This is a genomic window from Lentzea sp. HUAS12 (assembly GCF_024125735.1).
Classification (GTDB): domain Bacteria; phylum Actinomycetota; class Actinomycetes; order Mycobacteriales; family Pseudonocardiaceae; genus Lentzea; species Lentzea albida.
Genome location: NZ_CP099738.1, coordinates 8,218,728 through 8,230,187, shown reverse-complemented (window position 1 = coordinate 8,230,187; position 11,460 = coordinate 8,218,728). Strand labels below are relative to the sequence as shown.

The following is an 11,460-nucleotide window of genomic DNA, read 5'->3' as shown; positions in this document are numbered from 1 at the left end:
GGGTGCGTGGACACCAGGAAGCGAGTCGATCCCGTCCGGCGCGGTCGTACCATCCTGGGGGCGTCGCTGCTGCTCACAGCCGTCGCCGCGGGAACGAGAGCCGCCGTCGGGTTCACCTACGCGGCCGAGGCCGAGGCCGCGATCCGGGCCGAGGACGGTCTGGACGTCACGATCGCGCTGCACCACGGGATGACGTACGCGTGGCTCGTGTTCGCCGTGCTGACCGGCATCGCCGCGGTCCCGTTGCTGCTCAACGGTTCGGGCCGGACGTTCGCGGCGGGCGTCTGCTACGCGCTCGGCATGCCGTTGCTGCTGTTCAGCATCGGCGTGATCGCGCCGATCGGCACGGTCCAGACGCTGACGTGGCTGGCGTGCGGAACGATCCTGCTGCTGGCGTGCTTCGTGATGCTGACGTCGGGTCCGGTCCCCCCTCGGCGAGTGGCTCCGGACCGGCGCAGGCCGGTCCGGAGCCGTCACCGCTAGCGGCCGGTCACCGTGCAGGTGGCGGTCGCGGACCTGCCGGGGTTGCTCTCCGACACGGCCGTCAGCGTCACCTTGGACATCGCCGAACCACCGCTCCGCTGCGCGTGCACCGGCACGTCGACCTTGCCGCCGAACTCGGCCGTGGCCAACGCGTTCGGCACCGAGACGGTCCAGCCGTTCGACGCCGTCGCGGTCACGCGGTAGACGTCACCGTCGAGGTACTGGTCGACGGGCTCCGGGTGCTGTCCGCCCGGCACCGCCGCACGACCGGTGTTGGTGAGCGGGAACCTGCACGTCGCCACGCCCGAGGAGTCGGTCCGGGCCGCGGTCGGGGTGACGCGCACGCCGCGCTGCTGCGGGCCGGCGCCGTCGAGCGACCGGATCGCCACCGTGTAGGACAGCACGCCGCGCGAGTCGCGTTGCAGGTCCAGCACGTAGAAGTGCAGGCGGTTGGCCGTGTCGACGAACTCGAACTCGCTGCCGGAGCCGGTGCCCGCGTGGAACAGCGCGTCCGAGAGCTGGCGGTAGTCGCCGATCGTGATCGGGACCCTCGTGCCGTCGGGCAGGACGTAGTCGGTCATGCCGATGTCCTGCGGGTTGGCGTCGACCACCCACGTGAACGGTGCGGCGTCGACGTTCTTGGTCTTGGCGAGCAGCACGCCGGAGTCCGGGGTGAACGAGTCGGCGCCCATCCGGTCCACGACCTCGAGCGTGTAGTTGTTGTAACCGCCGCCGTCGCAGAACGGGTCGGTGGACACGTTGCAGGACGGCGTCTTGTCGCCCGTGCCCAGGGCCAGGTTGATGCCCGTCAGGCCGGTGGCGCCGGGGTTCACCTCACGTGCGGTGATCTTCGCGATGACCGTGCCGGACCCGGCCAGCGCCTCGCGGGACAGCCGAAGGACGTTCTTCTCGTCGATGATGCCGAGCTTGATCTTGTTGCGCAGGGTCTGTTGCGCGCCAAGGGACGCACCACCGGTCGCCGGGATCGTCCAGCGCGAGTGCGGGCCGCCCGGGCCGTTGAACGAGCCGCGCGACAGCATGTCCCACGGGCCGCTGTAGTCACGGCGCGGCGGGCTGCCGTACGGGTTGTTGTAGTTGTCGCCGATGCCGAGGATGTGGCTCAGCTCGTGCGCGTAGACGCCCTGGCCGGAGCTCTCGGCCTGGGTGGACGAGCCACCGCCCGCGTTCGGCCAGATCGACGAGCCCGCGGCCCACGACGTCCAGTCGACGTACCGGGTGCGCGACCAGTTCGGCAGCGCCGGGTCCGGCGGGCCGAAGTCGTCGGTCACGTCCTCCTTGGTCCGGAACTTCATCATCCCGAACTCCTGCCAGGTGCCGGACTCGTCCTGGCCCGCCGACAGGTAGTAGATGAAGTCGTACCCCGCGGGCACCTCGGCGCCGACGTCGGCCACCCACGCGGCACGGCCGTCGGTGCGGATGTTGCGGTTGCAGGAGTCGCCCGCGGGACACCCGGTCCCGCCCTGGAACTCCATGGCGTACTCGTGGTCCTTGCCCGGCATCTGGTACGGGCCGAACGCCTTCAGCTCGACGCCGTAGCGCCCGCCGGAGGTCTCCATCCAGTACTCGTGCACGGTGTGACCGCGGTTCAGGCCGTTCGGCTTGTTGAGGAAGTCCTGGTAGAACTGGCCGACCTCGGCGCGCGGCACCCCGGAGGCCTCGGCGCTCGGGTTGCCGAACACCGTGGAGTTCTTGGGCTGCGTGACGACGAACGGCTGGTTCGGGTAGTCCAGCAGGACCAGCGCGCCCTTGAAGTTGCGCACCGACCCCTTGACCGCCGGATCGGCCCAGTTCGTGCCGGGGATCTTCTTGTAGTCCCGTTCCCACGTCATGTGGTCGGGGTTGACCCAGTTCTGCGGGTCGATCGGGCCCGGGAACCCGGCCTGCGCCAGCACTCGGGCGGAGTCCCTCGTCTGCTGCCACGGCTGTTGCTGCGGCCAGTGGTCGTACTGCCAGTGGTTGGCCGGTTCAGGAGCGGCCGCCGAGTTGCCGACGTTGACCATCGCGATCGAGAGGAGCGCGGTGATCAGCAGGGCAGGGCGCCGGTGTGTGCGCTTCATGCGCTAACCGTGGTGCAGGAAGGCCCTCGCCAACCACCGTCGATCGTCTGCCGCTCAACGGAATTCCGGTAGATCGACGCGAACGGACGCACCGCGCGGTCTCGGCACGAACCGCACGCTGCCGGAGTGCGCGGCCACGGTGTCCGCCACGATCGCCAGTCCCAGCCCCGATCCCGGCAGGCCGCGGGCGTCCGGGGCGCGCCAGAACCGCTCGAACGCCGAGGTCCTGTGCTCGAACGGCACGCCGGGTCCCTCGTCGCTGACGGTGAGCCAGCCGGGCTTCGAGCGGACCGTGATCGCGGAGCCCGCCGGGGAGAACTTCACGGCGTTGTCGAGCAGGTTGAGCACGCTGCGTTCCAGCGCGCCCGCGTCGCCGACGATCGACCACTCGGCGCGGTCGACGTCGAAGACGTGGTCGTGGGCGCGGCTGCGGGCTCGTTCGACGGCCCTGTCGATCACGCCGGCCACGTCGACGGAGTCGCTGGCCAGTTCCCGGTCGTCACGCGCCAGCACGACCAGTTCGGTGACGAGGTCGCTGAACTCCTGGCTCTGGGCCTGCAGGCGGTCGAGGACCTCGGCGCGCTGGGGCAGTTCGCGGCCCGTGCGTTCGGCGCGGACCAGCAGGTCGATGTTGGTGCGCAGGCTCGTCAACGGGGTGCGCAGCTCGTGGGCGGCATCGTTGACCAGGTCTTTCTGGCGGCGGCGGGACTCGGCCAGCGCCGCCGTCATCGACGTGAACGCGCGGCCCAGGCGGCCCACCTCGTCCTGGCCGCCGACGGTGACGGGGGTGGTCAGGTCCTCGGTGCGCGCGATGTGTTCGGCGGTCTCGGTGAGGAGTTCCATGGGGGCGAGGGCGCGGCGGGTGAGCCACAGCCCGGCTCCGGCCACGAGCAGCGCGCCGAAGACCGACACGGCGGTCAGGACACCGGCGAGCGTGGTCAGCGTGCTGTTGATCTCGGCCTTGCTGCGGCTCAGGATCAGCACCTCGCCGGGGGCGATCGGCTGCAGCAGAACGCGTGCCTCGGCGCCCGACTCGGTGACGCCGTCGCGGAACGTCGGTGTGGCGACGACGTCCTCGGCAGAGGTGACGACGGGATCGACGCCGGGTGGCGCGCAGCTCAGGCCGTCGGCGGTCAGCGTCTGGATGCCCTGCAGGACCTGCCGCAGCCCTTCGGCGGGAACGCCTTCGTCGCACCGGATCTTGATGCGCGGCGGTGGAGTGCTGGCCAGCAACGACTTGTCGAGCTGCGAGCTCAGGTTGTGCTCGGTGGCGAGCCAGGTCACGACGCTGATCCCGGCGATCGCGACCGCCACGACGAACGCGGTGATCAACGCGAGCTTGCTGCGCAACAGGACCGGGCGGCTCATGGTGACTCGCGCAGGATGAAACCCATGCCGCGCACGGTGTGCAGCAGGCGCGGGCGGCCTCCCGACTCGGTCTTGCGCCGCAGGTAGCCGATGTACACGTCGAGCAGGTTGGTGCCCTGGTCCTTGCCCCACACGGCGTGCCGGAGGTGCTTCTTCGTCAGCAAGCGGTCCGGGTCGCGCAGGAAGACCGCGAGCAGGTCGAACTCCGTCGGGGTCAGGTCGAGCAGCTCGCCGCCGCGCACGACCTCGTGCGCCTGCGGGTCCATCCGCAGGTCGGCGAACTGGAGCAGCTGCGACGGCGTGCGGCGCCGGTTCTGCTTCAGCAAAGCCCTGACGCGAGCCAGCAGCTCCTCCAGTGCGAAGGGTTTGACCAGGTAGTCGTCGGCGCCGGCGTCCAGTCCGGTGACCTTGTCGCCCAGCGCGTCGCGGGCGGTGAGCATCAGCACGGGCAGCCGTTCCCCGGCCGCGCGCAGGCGCCGGCAGGCCTCCGAACCGTCGAGAACGGGCATCATCAGGTCGAGGATGGCCAGGTCGGCGCGGTGCACGAGCGGGAGCGCCTCGGCGCCGTCCGCGGCGGTCGTGACCTCGTAGCCCTCGAACTCGAGGCTGCGCCGCAGACTGTCCCGCACATCCGGGTCGTCGTCCACCACGAGCAGTCTCATGCCGAGGACGGTAGAGCCGTTCGCTGTGAGCCAGCTGTGCATCCGCGCTCTCACGATTCTCTCAGCGGAAGCCAAGGACGTTCTCACAACTCCGTCAGCAGGCTCGATCTCGGAACGAGCGAGTCGTGTCCACAGTGGAACGGAGAGAGCCATGACGGCGGTGAGCACCGCACAGGCCACGGGGACGGTGGACATCATGATCCCCGTCTACAACGAGGAACGCGCGCTGCCCGGCTGCGTCGAGGTCCTGCACGGCTTCCTGACCGAGCAGTTCCCGTTCGACTGGTCGATCGTCGTGGTCGACAACGCCAGCACGGACGGGACCCTGGACGTCGCCCGCGAGCTGGAGCGCAAGTACGAGCGGGTGCGCGTGCACCACCTCGACCGCAAGGGTCGCGGGCTGGCGCTGCGGGAGTCCTGGGGTTCCAGCGAGGCGGCGGTCGTCGTCTACATGGACGTCGACCTGTCGACGGGGCTGGACGGGCTGCTGCCGCTGGTCGCGCCGCTGCTCAACGGGCACTCGGACCTCGCGATCGGCTCGCGCCTCGCGCCTGGATCGCGGACGGTGCGCGGGCCGCGGAGAGAGCTGGTGTCGCGCGCCTACAACGCGTTGATCAGGCTGACGCACGGCGCGCGGTTCAGCGACGCGCAGTGCGGGTTCAAGGCCGCGCGCACGGAGGTCGTCCGGCCGCTGCTCGGCCAGGCGCGCGACGAGGCGTGGTTCTTCGACACCGAACTGCTGCTCCTGGCCGAGCACAACGGTCTGCGCGTGCACGAGGTGCCGGTGGACTGGGTCGAGGACGTGGACAGCCGGGTCGACGTGGTCGGGACCGCGATCGACGACATCAAGGGGTTGATCCGCGTTGCCCGTGCCAAGGCCAACGGGACGGCGCTCGTGACCGGGTTGCCGCGCCGACCGCAGCCCCGGGCCATCCACCCGGACGCCGTGCTGAGCCGCAGCGAGGGCGGCCTCTCCTGGCAGGTGCTGTCGTTCGCGGTCATCGGCGTGATCTCCACGCTCGCGAACCTGGCCCTGTACGGCGCTTTCCGGCTCTGGTGGCCGGTGCTGGTGGCGAACCTCGCCGCGCTGGTGATCACCACGTTGTTCAACACGGAGGCCAACCGGCGCTTCACCTTCACGGCCCGCAACGCCTCCCGCGGCAAGACGCACCTGCAGGGGTTCGTGGTGTTCGGGCTCTACTACGCGTTCACGTCGGCCGCGTTGCTCGTGTTGTACGCGGTCTCCCCCGACCCGCCGCGCACCCTGGAACTGGTGGTGCTGCTCGGTTCCTCGGCACTGGGCACGGTGGGTCGCTTCTTCCTGCTGCGGAGCTGGGTGTTCCGCCGCAACGACCGAAAGGACGACGCATGACCGCCACTGCCGAAGTGGCAGCCCCTGCTGGCGAACCCGTTGAAGCACGACCTTCCCGTTGGCACGTCTGGGCTCTCGTCGCGATCTGCGTGCTGGCCGGCGGCCTGTACGCGTGGGCGATCGGCGCGGGACAGATCGGCAACTCCTACTACTCGGCCGCCGCGAAGTCGATGTCGACGTCGTTCACCAACTTCCTGTTCGGCTCGTTCGACCCGGCCGGCGTGGTGACCGTCGACAAGCCGCCGATGGCGTTGTGGCCGCAGGCGATCTCCGTGTGGCTCTTCGGCTTCCACGGCTGGGCGGTGTTGCTGCCCCAGGTGGTCGAGGGCGTCGCGGCGGTGTTCCTGCTGCACCGCACCGTCCGGCTGTGGGCCGGCGAACAGGTCGCGCTGCTCGCGGCGTTGATCTTCGCCCTCACGCCGATCACCGTCGCGATCAACCGCGACAACAACCCGGACACGTTGCTGGTGCTGCTGCTCGTCGCGTCCGCCTACGCCTTCACGCGGTCGTTCAAGGCCGCGGACAGCCGGTCGCGCACGAAGTGGTTGCTGTGGTGCGCCTTCTTCATCGGATGCGGGTTCCTGACGAAGATGCTGCAGGCGTGGATCGTGGTCCCCGGCTTCGCCCTGGCCTACCTGGTCGGGACTTCGGGGTCGGTGAAACGGCGGATCCTCGACCTGCTCGCCGCCGGCGCGGTGCTGGTGGCGTCGTCGTTCTGGTGGGTGGCGCTGCACGCGTTCTGGCCCGGTTCCAAGCCGTACATCGGCGGGAGCACGGACGGCGGCGCGTGGGACCTGATCATCGGCTACAACGGGCTGGGCCGGGTGTTCGGCGGGAGCGGCAACCGGGGTGGCGGCAGCATGCCGGTGCCCAGTGGCGCGGCGCCGACCGGGCAGGGGCCGATGGAGTTCGGCGGACCCGGTGGCGGGGCGATGTTCGGCGGTCAGCCGGGCATCACGCGCATGTTCGACGCGTCGGTCGGCGGGCAGATCTCGTGGCTGCTGCCGTTGTGCCTGCTGGTCTTGGGAACCGTTTCGGTGGCGGGTGTGCTGCGGTGGCGGCGCGGGGTTCCCGGCGACGCGGCCGAGCGTGCGGGCTGGTTCCTGTGGGGCAGCTGGCTGCTCGTCACGGCGTTGGTGTTCAGCCTCGCGCAGGGCATCTTCCACCCGTACTACACGACGATGCTGGCGCCGGCCGTCGCCGCGATCAGCGCCGCCGGGATGGTGATGTTCTGGCGTGCCAAGAGCTTCGTGCGGTTCCTGCTGCCGTTGTCGGTCGTGCTCACGGCCGGGTGGGCGTTCGTGGTGGTCTCGCGCGACACGTCCTGGCACGGCTGGACGCGGTGGGCCGTGCTCGGCGTGGCCGCTGTCGCCGTCGTCGTGCTGGTGCTGGGACTGCGCCGGGCCGGACTCGTGGCCGCGGTGGTCGCCGTCCTGCTGGTGCCCGCGGTGTGGTCGACGGCCACGGCGGCGACGGCGAGCTCGAACGGCACAATCCCTGCGGCCGGACCGGCGGAACGCGGTGGTGGTGGTTTCCAGGTCTTCGGCGGGCAGAGGCCGGGCAACGGCAGGCCCGCGCGGCCGCAGATCGGCACGATGCCCGGCCCCGGCGGTGGTGGCCGGGGTGAGCTGACCGACGAGCAGAAGCGGATCCTGGCCTACGCCAGGGAGAACAGCGGTGGCGCGGAGATCACGCTCGCGGTCGCCGGGTCGTCGCAGATGGCCTCGCCGTTCATCATGGGTTCCGACGAGGTCGTGATCGGCATGGGCGGGTTCTCCGGCTCCGACGACGCGCCGTCGGTCGACCAGCTCCAGACGTGGGTGAGCGAGGGCAGGCTGAAGTTCGTGCTCGGCGGTGGCGACCGGATGGGCGGTCCTGGCGGCCGTGACGACCACGGCCGCCAGGCGTGGATCTCCCAGCACTGCTCGGCGGTGGACCCGAACCTCTACGGCGGTGGGTCCGAGCAGCTCCTGGAGTGCCGGGCGTGACGGTCAGGGCACCAGCGCCCACGCCTGCTGCGCACTCGCCTTGCAGAAGGCGAGCCAGCGGCTCTGCGTGGTGATCACGCCGTCGGAACCGGCGCGGACGAGGGCGGCTGAGGAGTCCCGCTGCGTCTGCGGGCCCCAGTCGCCGTCGATTCCGGTGGAGTAGCCCCAGATGTACTGGCAGGCGGCCTGGACGAAGTACGTCTGGGTCGTCGAGGAGGTGGCGAAGCTGGAGTCGCCGCTGCCCGAGATCGCGTTGTCGATGTGGGCGTGGTTGTGGTGCTCGGCGTCGTCCAGGTACGACAGGACGTGCCGGAAGTGGTGGTGCAGTGACGCCATCGTTCCCCAGTAACGGATCCGGGCCGTGCGCAGGGCGTCACCCGTCGTGTTCCGCCACTGGTCGTAACGGGCGTTGAAGGCGGTGAACGTGGCGCCCGTGTCGCGGTTCGTGATGAGCATGCGGGCGAGGTCGAACGCCCTGCCGTCGCCGTGCATGCCGGGCTTGTCCACGTACGCGCCGTACGAGTAGATCTTGTGCGGCGCGGTCCAGTGGTACGGCGTCCAGTTGCGCCAGTGCACGTGCCACGCCTCCAGCCGCGCGTAGAACGCGGGCTCGTAGCGGAACGACGTCGCGGCGCCGTTCACCTCGTAGAAGGTCGGCTGCGAGTTGATCTCGGAGTGGGTGACGAGGGCCGCCGCGGAGGCGTTCGGGGTGCCGAGCAGAACCGCCGCCGACCCCGCCACCCCCGCGGCGAGGATGCTCCGGCGTGACACAGATCCGTCCATGCCCGGAAGTGTTCTGCCGGGCATGGACGCGATCCCTAGTCCCGCGACCAGTTCTCGACCGCCGGTACGTCCTCTTCGTCCGCCTCGTCCGCCTGGTCCTCGAGTACGCGGCGGACCTGTTCCTCGCTCGCACCGAACATGAAGCACATGGTCCTGACGCTAGGCGCCTCCCGCGGGGCCGGGCTTCTCGATTCCTGCTCGCTGTCGCCCCTTCTCGTTCCGGCCGCGACGTGTTGGGATGCACCATGACCGATCGCGCCGAACGCATCGTGAGCGTGCTGGAAGAGGCCTTCTCGGGGCTGATGACCGCCGACCCCGCCGCGTTCCGGCACAAGTTCCGCAAGATGGCGGCCGAGCCGTTCGCGTTCTACCGCGGCAGCGCGTGCCTGTTCTACGCCGACATGGCCGAAATGCCCGACGAGTGGGCCGACGACCGCACCGGCCGCATCTGGATCCAGGGCGACCTGCACGCGCAGAACTTCGGGACCTACATGGACTCCGAGGGCACGCTGGTGTTCGACGTCAACGACTTCGACGAGGCCTACCTCGGCGCGTTCACGTGGGACCTCCGCCGCTTCGCCGCCTCGATGGCCCTCCTCGGCTGGCGCAAGGCGCTGCCCGACAGCGCGATCACCGAACTGATCCGCACCTACGTCCTCTCGTACGTCGCGCAGGTCCGCTCGTTCGTCGAGCACCCGAACGACGAGCTCTTCAGTCTGCGCCTCGACAGCACCGAGGGCGTGCTGCACCGCGTCCTGCAACGGGCCCGCCTGGCCACCAGGATCGGCCTGCTGGAGGAGAAGACGGTGGTCGTCGACTACGAGCGCCGCTTCCGCCGCGACCGCGAGGGCACCCACGAACTCCCGCCGGAGGTCCACGACGACGTCCTGCGGGCCTACGAGTCCTACCTGGACACCATCCCGACCGGCAAACGGGCGTCGAGCCGCACCTACGCCGTCAAGGACGTGGTGGGCCGCAGCGGTTTCGGCATCGGCTCGGCCGGCCTGCACGCGTACAACATCCTGGTCGAGGGCCGCTCGCAGGCGTTGGAGAACGACGTCGTGCTGTCGATGAAGCAGGCCAACGTCGCCGCGCCGAGCCGCATCGTCGCCGACCCCGGGATCCGCGAGTACTTCACCGACCACGGCCACCGCACCGCCGTCTCCCAGCGGGCCCTGCAGGCCCACGCCGACCCGTGGCTCGGCCACACGCAGATCAACGGCGTCGGCTACGTCGTCGCCGAACTCTCCCCGTACGAGGCGGACCTCGACTGGTCCGACCTCACCGAGCCCGCGGACATGCTCCCGGTGCTCGACCACCTGGGCCGGGCCACCGCGAAGATGCACTGCGTGGCCGACTCGGACTCCTCGCAGACCCTGGTCGACTTCCAGTGCGAGGAGGCGATCGCGGCCGTGATCGGGGACCGCGACGCCGACTTCTGCGACTCGATCGTCGAGTTCGCTCTGGGGTACGCGCGGCAGACCCGGGAGGACCACCGGCTGTTCGTGGACGCGTTCCGGGACGGCCGGATCAAGGGTGTCGGCTCGACGGCGTGAGGCCGGTGTTCTAAGCACCTGGCCATAAGTCTTGTCCGAAACCTTCAGGTAGCCAGGGGCTTGTCCAGGGTGCGGCGGTGGTGAGGTTCTGTTCGGTGGTGCGGTCGCGGAAGTAGGCGTGTGCCTGGCGGACGCGGCCGGCCATCGTGGTGGGGGCGGTGTTGGCGATGTGGTGTTTGAGGCCTGCCCAGATGCGTTCGACGGGGTTGTCCTGGGGGCTGTATTTCGCGCCCTCGATCAGCATCAGGCGCGGATGTTCGGTCAGCCAGCGCTTGGTGATTCCACTGTGGTGTGTGCCGCCGTTGTCGCAGATCACCGCAACGATCGGTGCGTCGGGGTAGGCGTCGAGCAGCATCTGCAGGAAGTAGCAGAACACCACGGAGACGTTCTTGACCGAGACGTGGTGGTGCCAGGTTCCGGTGGCGAGGTTGACCGCGCCGTGCAGGGTGCGGCGGATGTTGCTGCCGGGAGTGAGGATCCGGTGGCGCAGGCCGGTGGGCATCCAGCACGACCGGACCCGTGCGAGCAGGTCGAGGTGGGTTTCGTCCTCGGCCAGGACAACAGACCCGGCCGGGAGTGCGGCGATGCGGGTCCGGATCGTGTGGCAGGTGGCGTCGTGGTCGGGGTCGCCTTTGGCGATCAGGCGAGGTCTTCGCCAGCTGCCGTGCTCACGGAGCCGCCGGTAGAAGGTGTGCAGGCTCATCTCTGGCCGTCGGGCGGCGTTCCAGAGTCGTGCGGTGGTCCAGGCTTTCGGTGTCAGCAGCAGGGTGTGGATACGTTGCCCGAGTGTGGTGCTGCCCAGACGAGGGCGTCCGCTGCGGGGCCGGTCGGGCAGTCCGTGAATGCCGTCGCGGGTGTGCCGGGCGATCCAGCGGCGCACCGTGACGGGCTCGTAGTGCAGAAGTTCGGCGATCTCGGGTGCGCTCATGCCGGACGCAGACAGCAGGACGATGACGATGCGGGCGGCGACTCGCCAGGGTCCGTGCAAGGCGGCGACCAGCTCATCGTGCTGGACGGGGGTCAGATCTGCGTAGACATGCGCGGGGCGCATACTTGTGGAGGCCTCGTCGGGTCGATTCTGTGTGGTAACCGAATCCAACCCGACGGGGCTCTTCACGTTCGCGGCAAGGTCAACTCACGCGAGTTACGAACAGAACTTCTGGTCAGGTG

9 protein-coding genes are annotated in these 11,460 nt (G+C 69.8%); 4 read left to right on the top strand and 5 right to left on the bottom strand.

What is annotated here, in order from left to right:
• Window positions 1-6: 6 nt before the first annotated feature.
• The gene (locus tag ND450_RS38595; protein ID WP_253323050.1) at window positions 7-483 is read left to right on the top strand and encodes a hypothetical protein; all 477 of its coding nucleotides are present in this window, start codon (window positions 7-9) and stop codon (window positions 481-483) included.
• Here the strand turns inward: ND450_RS38595 and ND450_RS38590 are convergent.
• The 3 genes from ND450_RS38590 to ND450_RS38580 are packed head-to-tail and all read right to left on the bottom strand — an operon-like array spanning window position 480 to window position 4,591.
• Complete coding sequence (locus tag ND450_RS38590; protein ID WP_253323049.1) at window positions 480-2,561, bottom strand: M6 family metalloprotease domain-containing protein; 2,082 nt, start codon at window positions 2,559-2,561, stop codon at window positions 480-482. The two genes, ND450_RS38595 and ND450_RS38590, sit on opposite strands and share 4 nt — an antisense overlap.
• Before the next feature lie 54 nt (window positions 2,562-2,615).
• A complete protein-coding gene (locus ND450_RS38585) occupies window positions 2,616-3,929 on the bottom strand; it encodes a HAMP domain-containing sensor histidine kinase (protein ID WP_253323048.1) in 1,314 nt (437 codons plus the stop codon).
• Window positions 3,926-4,591 carry a response regulator transcription factor gene (locus tag ND450_RS38580; protein ID WP_253323047.1) on the bottom strand — a complete coding sequence of 222 codons (666 nt, stop codon included), beginning with the start codon at window positions 4,589-4,591 and terminating at the stop codon, window positions 3,926-3,928. Before ND450_RS38580 ends, ND450_RS38585 begins: the two co-directional genes overlap by 4 nt.
• Before the next feature lie 151 nt (window positions 4,592-4,742).
• On the opposite strand from ND450_RS38580, the gene ND450_RS38575 reads away from it, so the two are divergent.
• Both ND450_RS38575 and ND450_RS38570 read left to right on the top strand, forming a co-directional pair.
• A complete protein-coding gene (locus tag ND450_RS38575) occupies window positions 4,743-5,963 on the top strand; it encodes a bifunctional glycosyltransferase family 2/GtrA family protein (protein WP_253323046.1) in 1,221 nt (406 codons plus the stop codon).
• Window positions 5,960-7,951, top strand: coding sequence for a glycosyltransferase family 39 protein (locus ND450_RS38570; RefSeq protein WP_253323045.1), 1,992 nt, complete (start codon window positions 5,960-5,962; stop codon window positions 7,949-7,951). The genes ND450_RS38575 and ND450_RS38570 overlap by 4 nt, the downstream gene beginning before the upstream one ends.
• Before the next feature lie 3 nt (window positions 7,952-7,954).
• Here the strand turns inward: ND450_RS38570 and ND450_RS38565 are convergent, their stop codons facing one another.
• The gene (locus ND450_RS38565) at window positions 7,955-8,734 is read right to left on the bottom strand and encodes a hypothetical protein (RefSeq protein WP_253323044.1); all 780 of its coding nucleotides are present in this window, start codon (window positions 8,732-8,734) and stop codon (window positions 7,955-7,957) included.
• Window positions 8,735-8,979: 245 nt separating this feature from the next.
• Here ND450_RS38565 and ND450_RS38560 point away from each other — a divergent pair, with 245 nt between their 5' ends.
• Complete coding sequence (locus ND450_RS38560) at window positions 8,980-10,290, top strand: DUF2252 domain-containing protein (protein ID WP_253323043.1); 1,311 nt, start codon at window positions 8,980-8,982, stop codon at window positions 10,288-10,290.
• A gap of 10 nt (window positions 10,291-10,300) precedes the next feature.
• Here the strand turns inward: ND450_RS38560 and ND450_RS38555 are convergent, their stop codons facing one another.
• The gene (locus ND450_RS38555; RefSeq protein WP_371927759.1) at window positions 10,301-11,341 is read right to left on the bottom strand and encodes an IS630 family transposase; all 1,041 of its coding nucleotides are present in this window, start codon (window positions 11,339-11,341) and stop codon (window positions 10,301-10,303) included.
• Between the last annotated feature and the right edge of the window lie 119 nt (window positions 11,342-11,460).

Bases quoted from the DNA above. Each gene is read 5' to 3' on its own strand.
- ND450_RS38590 (WP_253323049.1), bottom strand. From the start codon at position 2,561: ATGAAGCGCACACACCGGCGCCCTGCCCTGCTGATCACCGCGCTCCTC.
- ND450_RS38585 (WP_253323048.1), bottom strand. From the start codon at position 3,929: ATGAGCCGCCCGGTCCTGTTGCGCAGCAAGCTCGCGTTGATCACCGCG.
- ND450_RS38580 (WP_253323047.1), bottom strand. From the start codon at position 4,591: ATGAGACTGCTCGTGGTGGACGACGACCCGGATGTGCGGGACAGTCTG.
- ND450_RS38575 (WP_253323046.1), top strand. From the start codon at position 4,743: ATGACGGCGGTGAGCACCGCACAGGCCACGGGGACGGTGGACATCATG.
- ND450_RS38570 (WP_253323045.1), top strand. From the start codon at position 5,960: ATGACCGCCACTGCCGAAGTGGCAGCCCCTGCTGGCGAACCCGTTGAA.
- ND450_RS38555 (WP_371927759.1), bottom strand. From the start codon at position 11,341: ATGCGCCCCGCGCATGTCTACGCAGATCTGACCCCCGTCCAGCACGAT.
- ND450_RS38565 (WP_253323044.1), bottom strand. From the start codon at position 8,734: ATGGACGGATCTGTGTCACGCCGGAGCATCCTCGCCGCGGGGGTGGCG.
- ND450_RS38560 (WP_253323043.1), top strand. From the start codon at position 8,980: ATGACCGATCGCGCCGAACGCATCGTGAGCGTGCTGGAAGAGGCCTTC.